Genomic DNA, 24193 nt, shown 5'->3' with positions numbered 1-24193 from the left:
TATCCCTGTGCAAATTATTGAATATTTATTAAGTCGTTATAAAAATAATGAATTCTGTAAGCATAAAAAAACCCTCGGAAGTTTCTCTCCCGAGGGTTTAAATCTAAATACTTTGACTTAACCTCCGGGAGTTTTCCTGCCTCCCGGGTATGCGCGTATCTCCCGAAAGACTAAACTGGGTGATGATGGTGATGAATGTTCATTACGAATTTGCGCATAGTTATTTACTCTTGTTGGCTTACTGTCTTGTCATTCACACTAACTAAGCTAGTGATGATTTTCAACAACTAATTTAAAAAAATTTAACTGGCTAACCATTTATTTGTTACGCGCACAAAAAAAGGAAGACGAATCTTCCTTTTTTATCACAGATAATCAATGAATTAAGCTTTCTGAGCATTCGCCATTTTTGATTTTGATAGCGCGGCTAATACACAACAAACGACCACAAAAGCCACCGATGCTGCAACAAAAGAAAGCGCAACAGATGATGTGAAACCTAGCACGATGAAGCCAACACAAGAGACTAACGCAACAGAAACGGCATAAGGCAATTGAGTCGCAACGTGATCGATATGATTACAACGAGCACCAGTAGATGACAATATCGTTGTATCGGAAATTGGAGAGCAATGGTCACCAAATACTGAACCAGCCAGTACAGCACCGAGCATTGGTAGCATTAATGCAATATCCGTTGCGGCGGCCATATCACCTGCAATCGGTAACATGATGCCGAATGTTCCCCACGATGTACCTGTTGAGAATGCCATTACACCAGCAAGCAAGAACAGAATTACAGGTAGCCAATGCGTGCCGATATTGCCTTGTGCAAGCGATGATAAGTAAGTACCCGTTTTCATATCACCGATGACAGAACCAATTGTCCATGCAAAAACAAGAATCAGAATGGCTCCGAACATTGAACGAGCGCCAATCCACATAGTGCGCACGATTTCAATCGCTGGCAGTTTTTGACGCACAACCGTCACTATAGCCAACACTAGACCAACACTGCCGCCATAGATAAGTGCTTTACCTACATCGGTATTTTCAAAAGCACCTAAGACGTTAAATGCAATTCCGTCCGCAGCCAGTGCTTGGCCACCGGTATAAAGCATTGCCGCCACAGTGGCTGCAATAAGAGCCAGAATAGGTAGCACTAGATCCAATACAGAACCGTTGCTGCTCTCTTTTATATCCAACTCTTCATTAAGATCATGCGCATCTTGGCTATCATTATCTTCATCAAAACCGCGACCTTGAGAAGCGTTAATCTCATGCTCTCGCATTTTGCCCACATCAAGTCCAAACCAAGCAACAGCGAATACCATCAACAGAGCAAATACCGCATAAAAGTTCATTGGAATAAGGCGGACATATGCGCCCAATGCAGAATACTCAGTCACACCATGAGTCACTAGGATGCCACCAATGATTGTCATGATATATGCGCCCCAGCTAGAAGCAGGCATAATCACACACATCGGTGCTGCTGTAGAGTCAAGGATGTACGCCAGTTTTGCGCGAGAAACGTAAAAACGATCCGTCACTGGACGAGAAATCGCACCTACAGCTAAACTGTTAAAGTAGTCATCGACAAAAATAAACACGCCAAGAAATGCAGCAAGCAGTTTTGAACCACGTTTACTTTTAACTCTTGATTGTGCCCATTCAGCGAACGCACGAGTACCACCAGAAAGCGTAAGCAGAGCTGTCATCATGCCTAATAGTAGTAAGAAACCAACAATACTCATGTTCCAAGAGTTGATGCCACCATCTTCAATAAATACACCAGACACTTTCGTTCCGACGTAACTGACTGCGCTACCTACTGAATAATCAGCAAGCAAAATAGCGCCCATGGCGATACCGACACCTAAAGAGACTAAAACTCGACGAGTAATAATAGCAAGACTCAATGCCACGATTGCGGGCAAGAGAGAGAGAGGAGATGTTGCAAAATCGATTAAATTCATGATCTTCAAAAACCAGTTATTTTGGTTAGAGATCTACTGCAGATAAGTGACGATTCACTATTAAATCGGACTTATATGTAACTTAACGGAAGGACAGCAATTGCCTAACCCAACCCTACAGTAGCGCTCCATAGTTTAAAAAATAAGACTATGGCAGTGTTGTCCCTATTTGATGACAACCCCAGCAAGCCGTTTTAATTTACAGACTTACTTCGGCAACTAGACCTTTCACTGTTATTCATTGGCATCACCCCAATAACAGATACTGATTGTAATTGCACCTCTACGGCAAGAATACAATTTGACTATTGCGTGAATAAAAAAGCAACAAAAAAACTGCATACCTGCATCAGGTAAAACTCATTGTACTTATCTATAGCACCATTGCAACACATCATTCCATGGTTAAAAACATATGTGACATACCATATTCAATACAAATAAGTATGCAGTTGCACAGCACTATGTGTCAAAAGTCACATCTTTTTGACCTACGCTGCCAAATGTATTTTCTTTATTGCATTTATAAATCAAATATCAATTACTTTATTTAACGTCAATATGAAATTAGTCTATTGTTCAAACTATCTATTTTTCTAATAATTCCTAAATTTTAATCATATAAACAATTTAAATAATAATTAATATTGTCTTATTAGCTGATGATGTTTATTATTGTTTAAACCCCCTTATTTAATCGAACAGGAAAAGTCATGTTGGAACTAACTAAAACACTACTTAATATTCGTAGTCTTCGTGCATTTTCACGTGAACTAACACTTGAGCAATTAGAAGAAGCACTAGAAAAACTTACAATTGTGGTTCAAGAGCGTCAAGAATCTGAAGCGGAAGAGCGTGAAGCACGCGAAGAGCGTGAAGCTAAATTAGCTGAATATGCACAGATGATTGCAAAAGACGGTATTGATGTTGAAGATTTAATTGCCGCTCTTTCTGGCGAAACTAAATCTACAACTAAGAAAAAACGTGCACCACGCCCTGCTAAATATAAATATGTAGATGGTAACGGTGACGAAAAAACTTGGACTGGTCAAGGTCGCACACCTTCAGCAATCCAAGATCAATTAGATGCTGGTAAATCTTTAGAAGATTTCGCTATTTAATTGAATTAATATATTCAAAAAAAAAGGCTTCCAATTGGAAGCCTTTTTATTTATCTACGATAATAGGAATTAACGTTCCCAGTACGCTTCTTCTAAACTATCTTCTCTTTCAGGCAAGCCGCGAGAAAGTCTTGGTGAGTGCTGAACCAATACTTCATAGCTCGCACGGTTTGAATATTTACACACTTGAGAGAAAGATGAATATGTCAAAAATGAATGCTGGTGCTTACTTGAATTTGGCACATTCTCTTTGTGATATTTATTTGCCGCCATATCATGCAACAATGCAGATAACGCAGCATCACCCGCACCATTAGTATTTTTAATTTTTTCAGGCCCACCCATATATGGTGCAATATGTGAGTACACTTTAAGTGGATTTTCACACAAACCTTTAAATGCAGGACGACTAAACTCAAAACGGTTAAATTCAGGCACAGAACCAGGCAATAGTGGCAGCGAGGTTTCACGTTTTGCTTCTTCTTCTGTATAACCCGCCATAAATAAGCCGACAGGACCAGAAGTGCATAAAACTAAGTCAACCCAATCTAATGCTTTATCAGAGGCCGCCAATGGATCGCTTTCACCGGTTAATGCTTCTGCTTCATCTTCATTCATTGCAACAACGGTAACGTGCTGTTGTAAGAAATCTTGCCAAAATTCTGGATCATCCTGAATAACGAATTTAGTACCTAGTGTTAATACCACTGGCACATCATATTGCTTCGCATACTCAATTGCTCGCATTGTCGCATCTGGCATAGGATCACCCGCTTTACAACGAACTAAATAAGCCGTTAATACCAACGCTGATGCATTTGCAAAAATACGCTCAGGGATATTATCTGGATGAAGTTGATTCATCTGACCTTCACTAATAGCAAAAGTACGTTCACCATCTTCTGTAATTAGCGCGAAACAACGACCAATAGCCCCATCGACGCCCTGTAGGTGATTCAAATCCATACGGCTAGAGGTATTACATAAATAGCGGTAACCGTAGCTTCCGATTTTAATGTCCTGACTCATCACACCTAATAAAGTAGAACGGTCATCCGCAAGTACAGAATAATTGTGTAACGTATTGCCAATCGTGCCACCAGCATATTCATTAGTAATAAGTTGGTTTTCCTTCAACTCTTGATATAACGCTTCTGCAGAAGTGTCATCAATAACTAATGAATGTCCCTTACTCAAACCATATTTTTCGATAAGTTCTGAGTTTACTTTTGCCTCAATATCAACCAATGTTTGATCAATACCAATAATATGGGTACGTGACATTTTTTTACTTTCATGCGCTTGACTCACTAGTGGATCGCGAGCGTGGACTGGAAAGTAATGCTTTGATTTTCGTTGGCCAGGAAATTTCATACAATTCGTCTAAGTAAAGGAGAGGGTTGAGATCCGGAATTCTACCGCGACCAAATAGGCGCGGCAATAATGGAGATTATAGCAAACGATTGCTAAAGGTAATTATTATTCACCTTCCATAAAGCTAAGATCTGGTAGCATATCCAAGTGCTCTGAATAACGCTTTAAATTAAACTCAGCATCATTTTTCATGACATCAAAGATCTCTATTGCCAAAGCACACGCCATTGCCTGAATCGCATCTTCACGTGGTGTCCCTGTCATCATAAGACGCATTAGAGTTTCTGTAACTTTCTTTGGGTTGCCTTCTTCTAATTGATTTTCAATGGTTTCGATCAGTGTTGCTTCATCGATAAATTCATTTTGTTCAGTCATTTTTTCAGCTCTCATCATCATTAATAGGCGGACTATGCCACATCCACATCATGACAGGGAATAAAATCTGAATTTCAGCTTCGATTTGGTTGAATTGCGTAACGCTTAATCGAATAAATTGTGATTAACGTCTCGGATCTGTCCCCCACAAATTCTTTCTGTTAGAATCTGCATCCAAGTCAATTTAGTGGTTTTACATAATGTCAGATAACAGCCAAAAGAAAGTCATTGTCGGTATGTCCGGCGGCGTTGATTCATCGGTTTCTGCCTACCTGCTTCAGCAACAAGGTTACCAAGTAGAAGGCCTGTTCATGAAGAACTGGGAAGAAGACGACAACGAAGAATATTGTACCGCAGCGGAAGATTTAGCCGATGCTCAAGCAGTATGTGACAAACTGGGCATCCATCTGCACACTATTAACTTTGCTGCAGAGTACTGGGACAACGTATTTGAGTACTTCCTTGAAGAGTACAAAGCAGGTCGCACTCCAAACCCAGACATTCTTTGTAATAAAGAAATCAAATTTAAAGCTTTCTTAGAATTTGCAGACGAAGTACTCGATGCAGATTTTATCGCAATGGGTCATTACGTTCGCCGAACTTTCCCAACCGCAGAAGAGATCGAGAATGGTGCTAAGCCAGAAATGCTTCGTGGCCTGGACTCAAACAAAGACCAAAGCTATTTCTTGTACACTCTAAGTTCAGATCAGGTTTCTCGCAGCTTATTCCCTGTTGGCGAACTCGAAAAACCAGAAGTACGCCGAATTGCTGAAGAGCAAGATCTCATCACGGCGAAGAAAAAAGACTCAACAGGAATCTGTTTCATCGGTGAGCGTAAATTCACTGAGTTTTTAGGTAAATACTTGCCTGCGCAACCTGGCAATATCGAAAGCCCAGATGGTAAAGTCATCGGTCAACACCAAGGTTTGATGTATCATACTTTGGGTCAGCGTAAAGGTCTTCATATTGGCGGTACGAAAGGTGGCGGTGGCAACGAAGACCCGTGGTTTGTAGGTGAGAAAGATCTTAAACGCAATGTGCTTATTGCAGTACAAGGGAAAGATCATCCATTACTTAAATCTGAAGGCTTATTAGCGTCACAATTACATTGGGTAGATCGCACACCAATCCGTGAAACCATGAAATGTACTGTGAAAACACGTTACCGCCAGACAGATATTGCTTGTACAATAATCCCTGTCGATGATGAGAACATCAAAGTAATATTTGATGAGCCTCAAATTGCCGTCACTCCGGGCCAATCCGCAGTGTTCTATAAAGACGAAATTTGTCTTGGTGGCGGAATCATCGAGAAACGCATTTAATTCATTCTAAGTTTAGGAGTCGCAACGTGGCTAACACCATTTATGACCGTACTATTGCTTTTGCTGGTATTTGCCAAGCTGTTGCTCTAGTTCAACAAGTAGCAAAGAACGGTTCTTGTGATAATGATGCTTTTGAAGCGTCTATGAATGCGATTGTAAGTACGAATCCAATCAATACCATCGGTGTTTTTGGCCGCGAGTCAGACTTGAAGCTGGGCCTAGAGTGCTTAGTTCAAGGTATTGATAGCACTCCAACAGGGAGTGAAATTACACGCTACATTATCAGTTTGATGGCTCTTGAACGTAAATTAAGTGCTCGTAATGACACCATGTCACAACTTGGCGATCGTATCCAAATGGTGGAACGTCAACTAGAGCACTATGATCTGCTTGATGAACAGATGATCAGCAATATTGCGAGCATTTACTTAGACGTTGTGAGTCCTATCGGGCCTCGAATTCAAGTAAATGGCACACCATCAGTATTACAGCAAACGTCCAATCAACATAAAGTCCGTGCACTGCTTTTATCCGGTATTCGCAGCGCTGTTCTTTGGCGTCAAGTGGGTGGCCGACGCCTCCATTTGGTTTTTTCTCGTAAGAAAATGGTAGAACAAGCACAAATTTTATTAGCTCGAATGTAAGCAAAGCTCGCCTGGATTGGCGAGCTACTTTTTATACACCCCAACTTTTATTTACATATCTAGGAGATTCACATGGAATTGTCAGCATTAACTGCTGTTTCACCTGTAGACGGTCGCTACGGAAGTAAAACAATTTCTTTACGCAGCATCTTTAGTGAGTACGGCTTGCTGAAGTACCGTACTGTTGTTGAAGTTCGTTGGTTACAAAAATTAGCTGCGACGCAATCGATTGCGGAAGTGGCGACATTAAGTGCTGAAGCGAATCAATTCTTAGATAACATCGCAGCAAACTTCAGTGAAGAAGACGCTATGCGTATCAAAGAGATTGAACGCACAACGAACCATGATGTTAAAGCCGTTGAATATTTCCTAAAAGAAAAAGTAGCAGACGTTCCAGAACTGCACGCTATCAATGAATTCATCCATTTTGCTTGTACTTCTGAAGACATCAACAACACGTCACACGCCCTAATGCTAAAAGAAGCGCGTGATACGGTTATTCTTCCTGAGATCCGTAACGTTATCGATGCGATTAAAGCTTTAGCTAACGAATACCGCGATGTTCCTCTTCTTTCACGTACACACGGACAGCCTGCTTCTCCATCAACTATGGGTAAAGAGATGGCTAACGTGGCGTATCGTATGGAGCGTCAATTCAAACAGATCGAAAACGTTGAGATCCTAGCAAAAATTAACGGCGCAGTGGGTAACTACAATGCTCACCTTTCTGCTTACCCAGATGTAGACTGGCATGCATTTAGCGAAGAATTCATCACTGAATCTCTAGGCGTTAATTGGAACCCATACACAACGCAAATTGAACCTCACGATTACATTGCTGAACTATTTGACGCGATTGCACGATTCAACACAATCCTTCTTGATTTTGATCGTGATGTTTGGGGCTACATTGCTCTTGGTCACTTCAAACAAAAAACGATTGCTGGCGAAATCGGCTCTTCAACAATGCCGCATAAAGTTAACCCAATCGATTTTGAAAACTCAGAAGGTAACTTAGGCCTTGCGAACGCAATCTTCAGCCACCTAGCTCAAAAGCTTCCTGTCTCTCGCTGGCAGCGTGACCTTACTGACTCTACAGTTCTTCGTAACTTAGGTGTTGGTTGTGGTTATGCAATCATCGCATACACCTCGACTCTAAAAGGCATCAGCAAGCTTGAAATCAACCAAGCAGCGCTTGAAGCTGAACTAGACAAAAACTGGGAAGTTCTTGCAGAACCAGTACAAACAGTCATGCGTCGTTACGGTATCGAGAAACCATACGAAAAACTAAAAGAACTGACTCGTGGTAAACGTGTAGACGGCGAAGGTATGCGTACATTCATCGATGGTTTAGAAATCCCTGAAGATGAAAAAGTTCGTCTAAAAGAGATGACTCCAGCGAACTACATCGGCCAAGCGATTGAGTTAACTGATAAGCTGTAATGAATATGAGGCATAAGTTCGATTGGGCATAGGTTCCTTTAGGCCTGGCTTAATTGAATGTACTCAATGTATAAAAAAGGTTCCTTAAGTGGAGCCTTTTCTATGTTTGGTATTAGATTTTTTCAAAAAAGAGAGTGACCTTCCCTACTTCAATGCCAAACTTCTTAATGCTAGTGACATTAAATACTCGTTTTTCGTCCTGTCGATACAACCAATCATCAAAGAAGACGGTCACCGTTGAGTCCTCCATTTTTAGTTCGAAGTCATACTGCCACCAAAGTGCGTTACCACTCTCCTGACCAATCGCATAGCCGATAATATCATCCGCTTCTCCTTGATATGTTCCATCATCCAAACGCGTGATTACCCATATTCGTTGTGAAACTTCTCCATCATCAAATACAAAGTCTTCAGTCAATGTCAGTGTTCTGTCTTCTACTTCTCCGAATAAGGAAACCGTAAATCGACGAGTCTGAACGCCTTTATAGTCTTGAACCATCCCCCAAGCCTGAGTGTTCCCGGAAAAGTATTCAAACAATTCAAATTTTGGGGTACTTGCTTGGTAATCACTTATTTCGGATGAACAACCACCGAGGCCTGAAACACAGAAAATAAGCAGTGAAAGCTTTAAAACCTTCCATTTAATCATCATTGGCTTGCTCCTATAAGCTGTGAACGTAAACCTGGATATGAACTTTTTGGGGATAACCAAATGGCAAGAAAAGCATCATTGAGCTCTTCATCTGCTATTTCACCAATGACCTTTTTGTCGTCAATAATCTTTTTGTCGCCAATAATCTTTTTCTTACTAATAGCCTCTGTTTCACGAGCAAGCTCTTTTTGACGAGTAACATCGGATTCAGACATCGCTTCGATAAAGTAAATTTTTCCTAATTCGCCATCGGTGACGTACACCAACCGATCGCCCTCTTTAAGGTTCGGAAATATTGTCCCTAATATCCCTAGCCACTCTATTTGCTTGTCTTGAGGATATTTCAGCTCATCCCATTGCTCCTCCGTTGCATCTAATAACTGCTTCTTGGATATGGTTCTTTGGTATTTGATATCTAACGCGATGGGATGAGGAGTGATATCTCTCGCTTGAATGTATTGCCCTGTTGGACTGTATAAGGTCGATTTATAGACATCAAAAAATAGCCAAGAGAGCTGAGCCTCTCCTATTTTTTTCCACGACTCCCAGTTTGTTAAGGTAGTGTGAGTTACAGGCTTTTCGACTATCGATATACTTGACGTTCCGCTGCTTGATAATGTTTTTTCACAAAAAAACAAGGCACTAAAAAACAGGAATAGCGATAACCCTTTTCTTGTTGGATTATTCGAAGCCACATGCTCGCTACAGTTGATATTTAATTTTTTGATTACCATGATCATAAACCTTCAACGTCACCCATATAACAATGGCCCATTCAATCATCAATACTAATACACTGCTGAATGGATCAAACCCAAACATCACCGCCCCGAGTTGTTCTCCTGCGTAATAACTTAAGCCACCCGCGATAGCTCCAACAAAAATAATGCCACCTCGCAAATAGTCTCGAATTAATGGATAGAGCTGGAAGGCATACCATGCGTATCCAGCCCAGAGCAAAACTAGCCACACAGGGATATATTGATCATCAAACACCAATACACCAATGAGTGAATTAACGCTGTCGAAAATAACGCCAAGTATCGCAATACTGAAACAAGACCAAATAGGCAAGCCTTGATATCTACACGATAATACAAAAGTGATGACCACGCTGACCACTAACCAACTGATCCAATCTCCTTGCCCCAGAACAGCCATAAACCAGAGCACTTGAAACCAGGTCGAAATTAAAAAAATTCTCATACTTGTGGTCTTTGAAGTGTGAGATGAATAGTACTGATACTTCTCGCTAAAAACCCACCTTCGCAATAGCATAAATAATATCGCCACATCCGAATAAATGGTTCATCGTAGCCAAGCTCTCGTAATCTAGGCTCAGCAAGATTAAATCGAATCTGCCAATCTTTTAATGTTTTGGCGTAGTCCAATCCAATATCAAATAAATCTCTAATGACTAAATCACTGTACTTAGTCGTCGCACTGGACAGGCAAGTGATGGATGGTAGAAATCCGCCCGGAAATATATATTTCTGAATAAAATCAACGCTATTGCTATAAGACTGGTACCTTTGGTCGGCAATGGTAATCGCTTGGATCGCCATCAATCCATTTGGCTTTAGAAGTGACTGACATTTTTTTATGTATGATGGTAAATACGATTTCCCTACGGCTTCAATCATTTCAATTGAGACTAACTTATCAAACTCACCTTCAAGCACCCGATAATCCTGCTTTAAAAGCGTAATCTGATCTTCTAAGCCTGCACTTCGTATTTTATCTTGAGCATAGTGAAACTGCTCTTCAGATATCGTTGTGGTTGTCACTCTGCACCCATATTTTTCTGCCATATAAATGGCCATCGCCCCCCATCCTGTGCCAATTTCTATAACATGATCACTCGCTTGTAATTGCAGCTGCTGGCATAGCCTTTCCATTTTATTAATTTGAGCCGCTTCTAAAGTATTGTTTGAGCCACTATATAATGCAGAGGAGTAGAGCATTTTTTCATCGAGGAATGTTTCATAAAGTGCATTCCCTAAATCATAATGCGCGTGAATATTCTTTTGTGATTGTGCAATGCTGTTACGGTTAAACCAATGACTCAGCTTATGCACTACAGAGCTCACCCAACTACTTTTAGATTCAATGCTGTCGAGAGCGCTCATATTAAGTGCCATCAACTGCATTAAATCCGTTAAATTTGGACTCTCCCACCAACCATCGATGTACGCTTCACCTGCGGCAATACTGCCTCCTTTCATTAGACGAACATAAAAGTCTGGATGATTGATTTCAATCGTCGCGTTTGGTTCGCCTTTTCTTGGTAAGCCAAAAGTATGACTTACTGATTCACGACTACTTGTATAAGATTCGATAAGGGTTAAGCTGCCCACTTCAAGATGTTGCAGGCATTTAAGTAAACCATCCCTTGTCACTCTTTGCAGGTAAGATTGAGTTTTGTGAATATTCAGTGATGAAGCATCTAACATGATGATTTCTCCTTATCTTTACTTTTTCCTTTACTTACTAATGTGTTATCTAGCGCGTCTATGTTGTTTTCTTGCGTTGTTGCCTTCTTGCGTATAACTGAGTGTCCATAAAACGGCGCGCCTTTTAGCCACAATTTGAGCGCATGCCAATAGATACCGAGTACCATTTTTATCGCCATCACCGGGGTGCGCATTAATAGACTCATGAGATTGGAGGAGCTAAAAGCCTGCGGTTTCATGGCGAGTGTCGCCTCGAACTCTTTTCTCTCGCGATGACATTCCAGGTGGATCATCAAACGCTTGTCTACAGGCTTTAACTTCCAAACGTATTTTTGATCCATCGGATTAAACGGAGACACATGAAATGATTTTTGATGTTGCCAGTGCTGTTCATTGTCACCGGGTTCAGCAGGAATGGCGTAGTAATGCCGCTCATTCCATGGCGTGTTACTCACCTCCGCCAGCATGTACTGCCAATGGTTATCTTCATCAAATAAATAGTAAAAATTCACAGGACTGAAATAGATCCCTAAATATCTCAAATGACAGATTGCTAGCACTTTTCCCGATAATGTCACTCCGGTTAACTCAGACACTTTCATTTGGACCGCTTTTTTTAAACAACCAGATCCAAGATAATCACTCCGACGAAATTGCGCCCAGTGCCACCAACGCGATCCGAATCCCAAGATATTTTTTTCCAATACTGGCAACTCATCAATATCAATGCATGGCATAAAAAGCGGGTAACGAAGAGAATGCAATACCGGTGAAAAACGACGGTGTTGAACATGCCCGACCATCAACTGGCTTGAATATTGACCACTCATGCTAAGCCACTCCCTGCTGATGAGAGCTACTGTCCTGACAACATTGATCAAATAGTTCGTTTACCACATCAACAGCACTCCTCACTCCATCTTCGTGAAAACCGTTATGCCAATATGCACCACAAAACCAAGTATGATATTGCCCATTGATTTCATGTCGGCGGCGTTGCGCTTCAATCGTGTTAGTGGTGAATACGGGGTGGTGATAGGTAAAACGTCGTAGAATTCGTTCTTCTTTAATATTGTCACTACTATTTAATGACACACAAAATGTTTCAGGGGCAGATATGTGTTGAAGGATATTCATGTTATACGTCAGCGAAGGTAATCGACACTGCTCTTGATCGGATTCATCAAGTACGTAATTCCAAGATGCCCAGGCTGCTTTTCTTTTGGGAAGCAGGTTAATATCGGTATGTAAGGTCACCTCGTTCGCTTGATATTCCATCTTCCCTAAAATATCCAACTCTAGCGGTGTCGGATCGGCAATCATTTTCATTGCTTGATCGCTGTGACAAGCAAAGATCACCTGATCATAAAATTCATGCTTACCGTTCACTTCCAAGGTGACTCCAACGGCATCTCGACGAACCGAAGTGACAGGGCTATTAAGTCGAATATTGGCTGAGAACCCTCTAGTTAAAGGCTCGATATATGCTCTAGAGCCGCCTTCTATCACATACCACTGTGGTCGGTTTACCACATCAAGTAACCCGTGATTAAGAAAGAACTGCAAGAAAAAACGAAGTGGGAATGAGCGCATGTCAGCTAAGGTCGATGACCAGATTGCCGCTCCCATTGGAAGGATGTAGTTAGTGCAGAAATAGTCACTAAAACCATTTTTTTTCAAAAACATGTCTAACGTTTGACTATCACAAGATAAATCATCAACGCTGAGTTTCGCTAGCTTATTAAATCTGAGTATCTCACCAATAAAACCGTAAAATTTCGGATTAAACCAATTTCGTTTTTGAGCAAATAACGATGTTAAAGTGTGCCCGTTATACTCCAAACCATTCGCGTCATTTCGAACGCTAAAGCTCATTTGAGTCGGGCTTCCTTTCACCCCAATGTCATCCATCATCTTAATAAAATGCGGATAGGTTCGATCGTTGTAGACAATAAACCCCGTATCGATCGCGTATGACTTTCCCCCAACCGTCACATCCACGGTTGCAGTGTGTCCACCAATGTAATCATTCGCTTCAAACAAGGTTATATCGTGATGCTTGTGAAGATGGTAGCCACAGGTTAACCCTGAGATCCCACACCCTATAATGGCAATTTTCATCATTAACTCCTTTAATCTTTTATTAATTTAGAAACTAAAATGGTTTGCCAGTGGTAAGGCAGAAGTGAAATCATTCGTAAAAAATAAGTAAATCGTTTAGGGAAATAGATCGTTTTACATCCTTTTGCTACCCCATTGCGAATCGCTTTCGAGGCTTGTTCAACAGAGATTAACATTGGCATAGGAAAATCATTTTTAGCCGTCAAAGGTGTTTGAACAAAACCTGGATACACCGTCAAAACGTCAACACCTTTTGGACTCAAACTAAGTGATAAGCTTCGAGCAAAATAGCTCACTGCGGCTTTTGATGCGCCATAGACTTCCGCCCTAGGTAGAGCGACTTCACTGGCTATTGACCCCACAATCACCAATCGATCATTAGGCTTAAAATACCCTTGGATTGATTCGATGCAGTTCGCCAGTCCGATAACATTCACGCTCATCACTCTTGCCATAAGTTGAGCATCTATAATGCCTTTATCTATATATTCGCAATCACCGGCATTCATTATCCAAAGAGAGGTTGTTATATCTAACGCCCCTAGCCTCTGTTTGGTCTGATCTAAATCGGTAATATCAAAACACAATGGCGTAATGTTGTGCCCTGATGTGACAAGGCTATTGAGCTTTTCTTGATTACGCCCACATGCATAAACGTGCCATCCTTGCGAGGCATAATCTAAAGCGAGTTGCTCACCAATCCCAGAGGTTGCCCCTGTAATAAAAACGCTAAGGTTATGACTTTTCATTGGCCCAACCTCTGTTTGATTGAACGAATAACGCTTCCCAGCAGAGGAATGTTTTCGTAGATCATCTCTCCGAGGTCAAAATAATCGCGGTGATAAATCACTTTATCATTCTGAAATTTTAAGTGACTGGCTCCATTGACGGTAACGGTTTGGCCACCTTGTAGCTTAGGGTGTTGCAACGACATTGACCAAGTTAGAAACCCAGAATCTCCCACTTGCTGCTGAGTATGGATATCAAAGTCGCATCGATGGACATTTTGATAGAGCGATTCAAAGTAATCTAACAATTCATTCCAACCTTCCAGCCGATGTGCTGCATCTTCAAAAACGACATCATCATGGTAAATGCCATCCAGCAGATGTAAGTTGTCTCGGCTTAACTTCTGATAAATATCACTCACTACTTCAATATTCATCGCCACACCACTCTTATACAAAAAATCATTATGTATAAGTTAGTACAAGAATTTAGATTGTACAAAAAAATAATTGTACAAGTATTTTTCTTATTCACATCTAATAGGCACAAAAAAGGCTTGGTCAGTAACCAAGCCTTTGTATTTAATTTATTTAGATCACGTGATGTTTTACATATTACGTAATGATTCAATTCGCTTATCAAGTGGCGGGTGACTCATCAGCAACTCCGTCATTGAACGCTTACCATTGATACCAAATGCCATCATTGACCCTTCAAGTTGTGGCTCATGGCTTACCTTCAATCGTTCTAATGCGGCGATCATTTTCTGCTTGCCCACTAATTGCGCAGCACCTGCATCGGCATGAAACTCTCGATGACGGCTGTACCACATTGTAATGAAGCTTGCTAAGAAGCCGAAGACCAATTCTAGTACCATTGAAACACCAAAATAAACCATCATGTTGCTTCCGCCTTCGCCCTCTTCGCTATCATTAGATGCGACGATGTTAGCGATAAAGCGGGATAAGAAGATAACAAAGGTATTGACCACACCTTGCATCAGAGTCATCGTCACCATATCCCCATTAGCAATGTGGCTCACTTCATGCGCTAATACCGCTTCTGCCTCATCACGAGTCATGCTATGCAGCAAACCTGTTGAGACCGCAACTAATGAATCATCACGCTTCGCACCTGTTGCAAAAGCATTAATGTCTGGAGAGTCATAAATCGCAACGGTTGGCATCCCAATACCCACTTGCTGCGCTTGACGGCTCACGGTTTCCATCAGCCAATGTTCCGTTTCATTGCGAGGACTTTCAATAACAGAACCGCCCACTGAACGCAGTGCCATTTTCTTTGACATCAGCAAAGAGATAAAAGAACCACCAAAGCCAAACACTGCCGCCATTAGTAGCAGACCAGAAAGACTACCTGGTTGCATCCCAGTGACAGCATAAACAATATTCAGAACAACACTCAGCACCATCACAACCGCTAGGTTGGTTGCTAAGAACAACATTACTCGTTTCATTACTTTTCTCCGAAGGAAACTTCTTATTTTTATGTTATACGTGGAGTATAGCTCTCACACACGATGAATATATACATATAGTCTTAGATTTGGAAAACAAGGTTAAGTAGTAAATTGAAACATTTAATTACTGACGTTTCTCTGTTCACTAAACTCCTTAGACTTTGGTCTTATTGAGATGTGGTAACAATAGGGTTAGATTCAGTCTATTAGTGATATACGAAACATACCCCAAGCGCAAGGAAAGGATAAGATCATGGTTGAAGGCACTAATTTTGAGATGGCAATTGACCTACTCTGCTGCCACTTAGGTATATCCGAAGATGAAGCAAAACAGCAACTTGGCATAAAAACTGATACGCACACCCAGCAACAGATCAGTGAAATGCAACAAGCTCTTATGGGGCTAACTAACGACAAGTAACCGTTATAATCGATTTAAGACGGAATTTAACGACAAAAAAAGGGCTACGAATCACGTAGCCCTTTTTATTTGTCTAAGATTTATGCCAAAGCGAGACTTACGCTAAAGCTAGAATGGGATCGACATTAATGTATTTGCCAATATCTCTCGACTTAACATTTGGTACATAAGGAATTTCACCAAGTTTAGGTGCATCAATCTTATCTTCCAACATGCCGATAATATCAGCATAATGCTCAGTACCTGGATTAATACGGTTAGCCACCCAACCCACAAGATTTAAACCATCAGCAATGATAGTTTCAGCCGTTAGCATGGCATGGCTCAAGCAGCCTAGCTTGATACCCACAACAAGAACAACTGGCAATTTCTCTTGTTTTACCCAAGTCGACAAGCATTCAGTATCCGAAATAGGAACTCTCCAGCCACCAGCACCTTCAACCAGTACAATGTCTGAAATCTCTTTATGTTGAGCAAGTTTCTCACTTAACAAAGGATACTCAATGGTCACATCTTCATGCTTAGCAGCAATATGTGGAGAGCACGGCAGCAATAAAGCGTATGGATTTACATCTTCATATGCTACGTCATTGGTCGCCGCTTGCTGTAAATGCAACGCGTCTGAGTTACGCAGCCCTTGTTCAGTTTTTTTACTTCCGGCAGCAACTGGCTTGTAGCCAACCGTCGATAAACCTTTGGCAGCTAGTGCCTGTAAAATAGCCTTTGAACCGACTGTTTTACCTACTTCGGTATCCGTACCTGCAATAAAAAATGCATCAATCATAGATTAATAACCCCTAAACAAACTTGATATGTTGCTGGTAAAAGACCTTGTTGGTTTTGAAACTCTCGGTATTCATGTTCAACTTGCTGTAATACTTTGCGACTGGTCAAACCATGTGAGCGTCCGCTTACGTGGTTCGCACCAATCCCCTTAAGATCACGCATTAATTCAAAAGCGGTATCGTACCAAACTGTGATGGAGGGCAAGTCTAATTGATGCTTCAAGCAGTAAGATTGCGCTAACGCAATTTTTACCTGATTGATACAAATAAACTCATTCACGTGTTGATGTGTATCAATTTTTGACCACGCTTGGCTTAGTTCAAATAACGATCCCTTAATTAGTGTTGAAAATACGCAGTGACCACTAGATTTAGTGACACGCTTAATTTCGCGCAGTGGTACTGATAAATCATCACACCACTGAAGCGCTAAGCTGGAAAAGACGACATCGAAAGAGTCGTCATCAAACGGTAGACATTCAGCATCCGCTTGGCGATAGTCGGAAACCATCGATCCACACCTTACTTCTGCTTGTTGGAGCATCGCCTGTGACAAGTCAGCACAAGTCAACTTTGCGCCTCGTTTGGCTAATTCATAAGAGAAGTATCCAGTTCCACAACCTAAGTCCAAAACTGCCAGACCCGTTAGGTCCTGTGGCAATTTATCAAGTAATCGCTGACCGACATCTCGTTGAAATTCTGCATGCTTATCATAAGATTCAGCGGCTTTACCAAAGGCTTGAGCAATAGCCGATTTATCTTGTACTGGTTTTTTATTGATCACAGGTGAATCCATTAACACTTCACATTTCATTGATTCTGGATCTCTACGGCTGCGGTGATCGCTTCGGCTAAGGCCAAAATATCACTGTTGGTATGCTTAGCGGTTAAGGTAATTCTTAGTCTCGCGAGCCCGTTAGGAACCGTTGGAGGACGAATAGCCGTTACCCATAACCCTTTGTCTTTTAAACCGTTCGCAATCCCTACGGCTTGATCCGATGATCCACAGATAAATGGTTTAATAGGCGTTATCGTCTCGGTAAAGCCTGCCAGTCCAGCCAATCTCTCTGAATACAACTCTTGCAAGTCACTTAACTTATCTCTTCGCCATTGTTGAGACTGAATCATGGAAATCGCATGACTGATTGCATGAGCCTGAGCGGGAGGAAGTGCTGTAGAATAAACGTGATGTCTTGCAAACTGAGTCAAGTAATCACCAACATCTGCACTGCATAGTATCGCTGCCCCTGAAAGCCCGACCGCTTTTCCAAAGGTCACCACTAATAAATCAGGTTTAACATCTACTTGTGAGCAGCTCCCTGCGCCATTCTCGCCATGTATACCGATACCATGGGCATCGTCGACCGCTAACCATGCGTTATTTTGTTCACACAACGTTTTAATTGGTTTGAGAGAAGCCGTATCGCCATCCATACTAAACACGCCTTCTGTCACCACAAGCGCACTATCTGATGCCGCCAGTATTGATGAAAGGTGTTCTGTATCGTTATGTCTGAATCTCTTTAAGCTTGCAGCCGATAACATCCCGGCTTCCATCAACGATGCGTGATTTAATTTGTCCTGAATCAGAATATCTTGCTTATCAAGTAAGGAGAATATCAATGCTTGATTAGCACTAAACCCTGAATTGAAAAGAATGGCTCTTTCAAAACCTAGCCATTCACAAAGCTTGGATTCAAGGTTCTGATGAGCGGAACTAAACCCCGTGACTAGCGGTGATGCGCCACTCCCGGCTCCAAATTGATCAAGCCCTTCCTTCCAAGCTCGAATCAATTCAGGATCGCCAGCGAGCCCTAAATAGTCGTTATTAGAGAAATTAATAAATGGCTTACCATCATGCACAAAGCGCGTTTGATTACCTGATGACATTGGCTGCAACACGCGAGTGAGCCCTTGATTACGTCTCTGCTCAAGGGCGAATTTAATGCGTGAACTAAACGCTGGCATCATAAAAAATGTCGTCTTTCGAAGGACGTGAAGCGACACGTTCAACGACTTGATCAAGTAAGTCGTTCTCTTGAATTTCATCCGGTTTTTGGCTTACTTGCTCACTATTAATACCCAGCTTTTTAAATAGCTGCATATCACTATCTTCATCTGGATTTGGCGTCGTAAGTAGCTTACATCCGTAAAATATTGAGTTAGCACCGGCCATGAAGCACAGAGTTTGCATCTGCTCATTCATGTTTTCTCGGCCAGCAGACAAACGTACTGCTGATTTCGGCATCATGATTCGAGCAATTGCGATCAACTTAATGAAATCAAATGGTTCAACGTCATCAACGTTTTCCATTGGCGTGCCTTTGACTTTGACCAGCATATTGATTGGCACACTCTCAGGCTGCACTGGCAAGTTAGCAAGCTCAACCAGTAGTCCTGCGCGATCATTAGTGCTTTCACCCATACCAATAATACCGCCAGAACAAATTTTCATTCCCGCATCACGAACGTGGGAAAGTGTATCTAAGCGATCTTGGTAAGTACGCGTGGTAATGATGCTGCCATAAAATTCAGGTGACGTATCAAGGTTGTGATTGTAGTAATCCAAACCAGCTGTTGCCAACTCTTCAGCTTGGTCTGGGGTCAGCATCCCTAGCGTCATACAGGTCTCTAAACCCATCCCTTTCACACCTTTGATCATTTCCATCAAGTGTGGCATATCACGCTCTTTTGGGTTTTTCCATGCTGCGCCCATGCAGAAGCGTGTTGAACCTGCTTTCTTCGCTTTTTCAGCGGCATCTAGCACGCGTTCAACTTCCATTAATCTTTCACGATCGACATCGGTACGATAGTGAGCACTTTGTGGGCAGTACTTACAATCTTCAGGACAAGCGCCCGTTTTAATAGATAATAGAGTGCTCACTTGAACGTGATTATGCTGTTGATGTTGACGGTGGATAACTTGCGCTTCAAACAACAAATCCATAAAAGGCTTATCCAAAAGCTTTCGAACTTCTTCTACTGTCCAGTCATGACGAACTTCCACGTGCCGATCCTTATTCCACTATTGATATTTTAATAATATGTGCATTGCTACTTGGCTAGTCTACCGACAAACAGTAGACTGTCAACGATCAACAAAAACACAAGTTTACAAGTGGTTAATATTTACACAATGCATTATGGAATGGCTATGGATCTCGAATTTGACCGTCAACACATCTGGCACCCTTATACATCAACACTGAACCCGCTCACTTGCTATCCTGTCACAAATGCTGATGGCGTATTCATTGAACTTGAGAACGGTAAACGACTTATTGATGGTATGTCTTCTTGGTGGTCTGCCATTCACGGTTACAACCATCCTCACCTTAACCAAGCCGCCCACCAGCAGATCGATAAAATATCTCATGTCATGTTTGGTGGTATCACTCATCAACCTGCAATCGATACCTGCAAAAAACTGCTTAAACTTGCCCCTGATAATCTTGAACATGTTTTCCTTGCCGATTCCGGTTCGGTCGCTGTAGAAGTGAGTTTAAAAATGGCCCTACAGTACTGGCATGCCAAAGGGGAGCAGCGACCAAAGTTCCTGACATTAAGAGACGGCTATCACGGGGATACTTTCGCGGCGATGTCAGTGACTGATCCCAACAATTCAATGCATAGCCTCTATAAAGGTTTTTTACCTGAACATATTTTTGCAAACTCGCCAAAAACGGAATATTGGCAGCCGTGGGATGATACTGATATTGACGATTTTAAGCAGAAAATCACCGACCACCACTCGCAAATAGCCGCTGTTATTTTAGAGCCTATTGTTCAAGGTGCGGGCGGGATGCGTATCTATCATCCTGAGTTTCTCAAGCAAGTACGCTTATTGTGTGACGAGTTCAATGTACTCCTGATTTTAGATGAAATCGCGACTGGGTTCGGACGTACAGGTAAATTGTTTGCTAGTGAACACTCTGGAATTCAACCGGATATCATGTGTGTAGGTAAGGCATTAACTGGTGGCTATATGACACTATCAGCCACTTTAGCGAGCAAACAAGTCGCAGATACGGTATGTGGAGGCGAAGCAGGATGTTTTATGCACGGCCCTACCTTCATGGGAAATCCGCTGGCTTGCTCAGTGGCTTCGGCAAGTTTAGATTTGATCGAGCAAGGTGACTGGCAAAAACAAACAAAGATGATTGAAGAGCAATTTTCAAAACAGCTACCGCCACTAACAAAACATGAGTTAGTGAAAGATGTTCGTTGGCTTGGAGCTATCGGAGTCGTTGAAACTCATCGCCCAGTTAACATGGAAAATATTCAAGCTCTATTTGTGGAACATGGTGTTTGGATCCGCCCATTTGGTAAACTCATCTACATGATGCCACCTTATATAAGCCAACCAGAGCATATCGAGGCATTAATTCATGCCATTGATTCTGCCTTAAATGATGACCAATGTTTCGCCTCAAAATAAGAGCGGTATAAACAAAAAGAGCCGCGAATCATTCACGGCTCTTTTCATATTCGTTTAAAGTATTACTGCACTAACATTTACCCATTTTACAAGCAAACGGACCAGACAATAGATCTTCATCTTTAACACGAACCTGCCAATCTTGATGCCATTGTTCAAGTTCATGAAGAGGTAAAGGTCGACTCATAAAGTAGCCCTGCCCCATGCCATCAGTAATCGAACGTAAATGCATCCATACTTCTCGGGTTTCGATGCCTTCTGATACGGTTTCCATACCCAGTTTTTTTGCCAAAAATAGGCTAGCGGCAACAATAGATTCAGCACTGCGACTCACCAACATCTTCTGTACGAAACTTAAATCAATCTTTAATTCAGTAAAAGGCATGTCATCTAAAAGCTGCATTGAAGAGTAACCCGTTCCAAAATCATCAATTGCGAGCTCAAATCCCTTCATGCATAAACGGATAGCAGAAGAAAGCGTATAACCAAGATGCTCAATCATATCAGTTTCGGTCAATTCAAACCTTAATCGCTGAGGCAACGATGGGTGCTCTACCTGTAACGCCAATACAGTATCAACAAAACTCGCATCCATAAGGTCTTGCGCGGTGATATTGATCGCCACACGACGGTTTCCTAGGGTTGGCAAGTCACGCAATGCGCACTTTAATAACAGCAGGGTCAGTTTTGTTGAAAGCCCATATTTAATGATCTTTTCAACAAAAAATATCGGAGATAACAAACCGTGCTCAGGATGGTCCCAACGAACCAAAGCCTCAGACTCTAGCCACTCACCCGTTTCGAATTTAATGAGAGGCTGATAGAAAGGGATGAACTGCTCTTTATCTAATGCTTCAAGTATGTCTTCACGGCTAAAGTCAGGCAACGGTTTTGAGAAGTAGTGCTTAGGCTTTAAATTTTGATTTAATATGGCATCAAGCTTTACTTTATTGATCGGCTTGCTGATCGCCCCTAATAAGTTCATGTTGTAAGCCGTACACATTCGACCCGCTGCTTTTAAAACGACTTCCGTTACCGCACTCGATATGATGACTTCACCACCATAATCCGCTTCAGCAAGTAACCTTAATAGCGTGATACCATCAATACCTGGCATATTTAAATCGCAGATCACCATATCTGGAGTCTGTATTTCGATTAAATCTAACGCTTCCTGCGCACTTCCGACACCTTCAGCTTCGACATGATCAAACTGTTTCAATAAGGCGAGAAGCGCCATTCTTTGAAAGTTATGATCTTCAATGACAAGAATACGTTTAGACATTTATGGTTATCCATATATACGAGCAAAAATATAGAAAGTAATAAATTAATTTACTCTTCTATTAATTTTTTGTTCTGCTCAATTGTTAAATTAACTTCTTTAAATAGCGATTTATTACCTGCAATTCCTTCTTGCTGTTTATAGTCATCATGACTAACAATCTGTTCTGCAACTTTTATATTGAACCGGTAGTCACCCCATAGCTTGAATAAATACTCAATTGGTAAACCATCGAATGATTTAGGGAATGTGACTAATGTACTTTTCTGACTGCGCCAATCTGCAATCAACTTTTTAGCCATTTTGTTTTGGATATCTCGCAAAAGCGATTGAGGCTCTTGATCTGATACCGCAACTAACTTTTGCAAAGTACTCTGCATTTCTTGCCACATACCTAGAACATGCAGCGTATGATATGCCACAAAGAGAGTCTCGAAACACTCTTCAACTTCTTCGCAGGATTGCAGTAGCTCATATGCAGCAGAATATTGGCCGCTGTTTGCTAAAGACCATACCCCTAAACGACTTTGCAGGGAGTTATCCGGCTTAGTAAACTTTTTGTTCCGAGTTAACATACCCCAGATTTCACTGGTAGAACGGTTACTAAACTCAGCTTCTTGTAAAAGGATCCAACTAAGCAAAAAATACAGGTTTGGTTCTTCCCAAATAGAATGGCTAGATTTAAAGGCAAGCTCCTGAATTAACTTCGCGATATTTTCGTTAGCGAGAAATCCAACGTGCTGCAAAATCAGAGCATACAAACGAGGAAGTCTTTGCGGCGACATTTTATGTAAATGCAGCATACTCTCCGCAGCTTGTTCATACATGCCCTTTTCAAACTGGAAACGACACTCTAATTCAAGCACAGGAACAGAGAAGCGATTAGCTTTACGTAGGGGCAGCAATACTTTCTCCGCCTCCTCGATATTGCCCGCCTTCAGCATTAAGTCAACGTACATAATATGCGCGCGAACATAACTATTGGCTTTTATGTAATTCACCAATAATCGTGATGCGATATCATCTTCACCTACCGATATAATTTCACTACACAATTTGGTTAACGCTAAATTGTATATTTTCTTACTCTTCGCTTCTTTTAACGTCGGTAGAGCCTCTGATAAACCCGCTTGATGATAACTATCAACTACTCGTGTGATGAATGCTTTTTCATCCATGCAAGCTTTCAATGATTCTGTAAGTACATCTACTCTCAGTGGTTTAACGATAAAACCACTTGGTTCAAACTCAGAAAAGCTACGAATTACAGTTGCTGAATTGTCAGCAGTGACAATCAAAATGATAGGATCGTGTGCAAGCAGTTTCTCATGATAAAGCCTTTCTAATAACTGGAGGCCCGTGCTTCCTTCACCTAAATTATAGTCAACAATTAGAATGTCGAAGGCCGTGACTCGGCACTCTAGCACGGCTCTATTCGCCTGACCTACCAAACGAATTTTGTCTCGATTAAAGCCAATTTTAGTCAATAGGATACGGCTAGATTTACAGATAATATCGCTATCATCAACAACCAATAGATCCATGTTTTTCAATAACTTCATAGATATCCT

The 24193-nt window shown here is 41.5% G+C and carries 24 protein-coding genes, 1 riboswitch and 1 other annotated feature; of the genes, 6 read left to right on the top strand and 18 right to left on the bottom strand.

Going from position 1 to position 24193, the window contains the following annotated elements:
* Positions 1-62: 62 nt before the first annotated feature.
* Positions 63-195 (bottom strand) — a sequence feature (His leader region).
* 188 nt (positions 196-383) lie between these two features.
* Positions 384-1979, bottom strand: coding sequence for a Na+/H+ antiporter NhaC family protein (locus OCV39_RS04825; protein WP_261889129.1), 1596 nt, complete (start codon positions 1977-1979; stop codon positions 384-386).
* A 113-nt stretch (positions 1980-2092) separates the two neighbouring features.
* Positions 2093-2273, bottom strand: a riboswitch (Lysine riboswitch).
* 419 nt (positions 2274-2692) lie between these two features.
* On the opposite strand from OCV39_RS04825, the gene OCV39_RS04820 reads away from it, so the two are divergent.
* Positions 2693-3100: an H-NS family histone-like protein gene (locus OCV39_RS04820; protein WP_017052221.1), complete on the top strand. Its 408-nt coding sequence runs from the start codon at positions 2693-2695 to the stop codon at positions 3098-3100.
* 69 nt (positions 3101-3169) lie between these two features.
* On the opposite strand, the gene OCV39_RS04815 is transcribed toward OCV39_RS04820, so the two are convergent.
* Complete coding sequence (locus tag OCV39_RS04815; RefSeq protein WP_017052222.1) at positions 3170-4474, bottom strand: inosine/guanosine kinase; 1305 nt, start codon at positions 4472-4474, stop codon at positions 3170-3172.
* Between the two features lie 105 nt (positions 4475-4579).
* Positions 4580-4849 carry a hypothetical protein gene (locus OCV39_RS04810; RefSeq protein ID WP_261889128.1) on the bottom strand — a complete coding sequence of 90 codons (270 nt, stop codon included), beginning with the start codon at positions 4847-4849 and terminating at the stop codon, positions 4580-4582.
* 200 nt (positions 4850-5049) lie between these two features.
* On the opposite strand from OCV39_RS04810, the gene mnmA reads away from it, so the two are divergent.
* From mnmA to purB, 3 genes are all read left to right on the top strand, one after another.
* Entirely contained in the window at positions 5050-6174 is a 1125-nt protein-coding gene (mnmA, locus tag OCV39_RS04805; RefSeq protein ID WP_113795950.1) for a tRNA 2-thiouridine(34) synthase MnmA, read from the top strand.
* A 26-nt stretch (positions 6175-6200) separates the two neighbouring features.
* Complete coding sequence (gene hflD / locus OCV39_RS04800) at positions 6201-6818, top strand: high frequency lysogenization protein HflD (protein ID WP_017052225.1); 618 nt, start codon at positions 6201-6203, stop codon at positions 6816-6818.
* A gap of 72 nt (positions 6819-6890) precedes the next feature.
* Positions 6891-8261, top strand: coding sequence for an adenylosuccinate lyase (purB, locus tag OCV39_RS04795; protein WP_171756073.1), 1371 nt, complete (start codon positions 6891-6893; stop codon positions 8259-8261).
* Positions 8262-8373: 112 nt separating this feature from the next.
* Here purB and OCV39_RS04790 read toward each other — a convergent pair whose 3' ends face one another.
* The 9 genes from OCV39_RS04790 to htpX all read right to left on the bottom strand — a co-directional run bounded on the left by OCV39_RS04790 (position 8374) and on the right by htpX (position 15690).
* The gene (locus OCV39_RS04790; RefSeq protein WP_371711025.1) at positions 8374-8913 is read right to left on the bottom strand and encodes a DUF3833 domain-containing protein; all 540 of its coding nucleotides are present in this window, start codon (positions 8911-8913) and stop codon (positions 8374-8376) included.
* Positions 8910-9647: a hypothetical protein gene (locus tag OCV39_RS04785; protein ID WP_261889127.1), complete on the bottom strand. Its 738-nt coding sequence runs from the start codon at positions 9645-9647 to the stop codon at positions 8910-8912. The genes OCV39_RS04790 and OCV39_RS04785 overlap by 4 nt, the downstream gene beginning before the upstream one ends.
* Positions 9616-10119, bottom strand: a complete 504-nt coding sequence (locus OCV39_RS04780) for a DUF2878 domain-containing protein (protein WP_171756074.1) — start codon at positions 10117-10119, stop codon at positions 9616-9618. Before OCV39_RS04780 ends, OCV39_RS04785 begins: the two co-directional genes overlap by 32 nt.
* Positions 10116-11366 carry an SAM-dependent methyltransferase gene (locus OCV39_RS04775; protein WP_261889126.1) on the bottom strand — a complete coding sequence of 417 codons (1251 nt, stop codon included), beginning with the start codon at positions 11364-11366 and terminating at the stop codon, positions 10116-10118. Before OCV39_RS04775 ends, OCV39_RS04780 begins: the two co-directional genes overlap by 4 nt.
* Entirely contained in the window at positions 11360-12196 is an 837-nt protein-coding gene (locus tag OCV39_RS04770; RefSeq protein WP_261889125.1) for a DUF1365 domain-containing protein, read from the bottom strand. Before OCV39_RS04770 ends, OCV39_RS04775 begins: the two co-directional genes overlap by 7 nt.
* 1 nt (position 12197) lies before the next feature.
* Complete coding sequence (locus OCV39_RS04765) at positions 12198-13487, bottom strand: NAD(P)/FAD-dependent oxidoreductase (RefSeq protein WP_261889124.1); 1290 nt, start codon at positions 13485-13487, stop codon at positions 12198-12200.
* An 11-nt stretch (positions 13488-13498) separates the two neighbouring features.
* Complete coding sequence (locus OCV39_RS04760; RefSeq protein ID WP_261889123.1) at positions 13499-14236, bottom strand: SDR family NAD(P)-dependent oxidoreductase; 738 nt, start codon at positions 14234-14236, stop codon at positions 13499-13501.
* Positions 14233-14652 carry a nuclear transport factor 2 family protein gene (locus OCV39_RS04755; RefSeq protein ID WP_113795943.1) on the bottom strand — a complete coding sequence of 140 codons (420 nt, stop codon included), beginning with the start codon at positions 14650-14652 and terminating at the stop codon, positions 14233-14235. The genes OCV39_RS04760 and OCV39_RS04755 overlap by 4 nt, the downstream gene beginning before the upstream one ends.
* 171 nt (positions 14653-14823) lie before the next feature.
* Positions 14824-15690, bottom strand: a complete 867-nt coding sequence (gene htpX, locus OCV39_RS04750; protein WP_017053878.1) for a protease HtpX — start codon at positions 15688-15690, stop codon at positions 14824-14826.
* Positions 15691-15946: 256 nt separating this feature from the next.
* Between htpX and OCV39_RS04745 the strand changes: the two genes are divergently transcribed.
* Positions 15947-16114 (top strand): hypothetical protein, encoded by a 168-nt coding sequence (locus tag OCV39_RS04745; RefSeq protein ID WP_017053879.1) that lies wholly within the window; start codon positions 15947-15949, stop codon positions 16112-16114.
* A 97-nt stretch (positions 16115-16211) separates the two neighbouring features.
* Here the strand turns inward: OCV39_RS04745 and bioD are convergent, their stop codons facing one another.
* The 4 genes from bioD to bioB are packed head-to-tail and all read right to left on the bottom strand — an operon-like array spanning position 16212 to position 19906.
* Positions 16212-16898, bottom strand: a complete 687-nt coding sequence (gene bioD / locus OCV39_RS04740) for a dethiobiotin synthase (protein WP_113795942.1) — start codon at positions 16896-16898, stop codon at positions 16212-16214.
* Positions 16895-17695 (bottom strand): malonyl-ACP O-methyltransferase BioC, encoded by an 801-nt coding sequence (gene bioC / locus OCV39_RS04735; RefSeq protein WP_261889474.1) that lies wholly within the window; start codon positions 17693-17695, stop codon positions 16895-16897. Before bioC ends, bioD begins: the two co-directional genes overlap by 4 nt.
* 14 nt (positions 17696-17709) lie before the next feature.
* Positions 17710-18867, bottom strand: a complete 1158-nt coding sequence (gene bioF, locus OCV39_RS04730) for an 8-amino-7-oxononanoate synthase (protein WP_261889473.1) — start codon at positions 18865-18867, stop codon at positions 17710-17712.
* A complete protein-coding gene (gene bioB, locus OCV39_RS04725; protein WP_017053883.1) occupies positions 18854-19906 on the bottom strand; it encodes a biotin synthase BioB in 1053 nt (350 codons plus the stop codon). The genes bioF and bioB overlap by 14 nt, the downstream gene beginning before the upstream one ends.
* Before the next feature lie 147 nt (positions 19907-20053).
* Between bioB and bioA the strand changes: the two genes are divergently transcribed.
* Positions 20054-21337, top strand: a complete 1284-nt coding sequence (gene bioA, locus OCV39_RS04720) for an adenosylmethionine--8-amino-7-oxononanoate transaminase (protein WP_261889122.1) — start codon at positions 20054-20056, stop codon at positions 21335-21337.
* A gap of 70 nt (positions 21338-21407) precedes the next feature.
* Here bioA and OCV39_RS04715 read toward each other — a convergent pair whose 3' ends face one another.
* Both OCV39_RS04715 and OCV39_RS04710 read right to left on the bottom strand, forming a co-directional pair.
* A complete protein-coding gene (locus OCV39_RS04715) occupies positions 21408-22622 on the bottom strand; it encodes an EAL domain-containing response regulator (protein ID WP_113795939.1) in 1215 nt (404 codons plus the stop codon).
* Between the two features lie 50 nt (positions 22623-22672).
* Positions 22673-24184 (bottom strand): response regulator, encoded by a 1512-nt coding sequence (locus tag OCV39_RS04710; RefSeq protein WP_261889121.1) that lies wholly within the window; start codon positions 24182-24184, stop codon positions 22673-22675.
* Positions 24185-24193 lie beyond the last annotated feature (9 nt).

Origin of the sequence: Vibrio cortegadensis, from assembly GCF_024347395.1 — a bacterium.
In the GTDB taxonomy this organism is placed as follows: domain Bacteria; phylum Pseudomonadota; class Gammaproteobacteria; order Enterobacterales; family Vibrionaceae; genus Vibrio; species Vibrio cortegadensis.
This window is presented reverse-complemented; position numbering and strand designations above follow the sequence as displayed.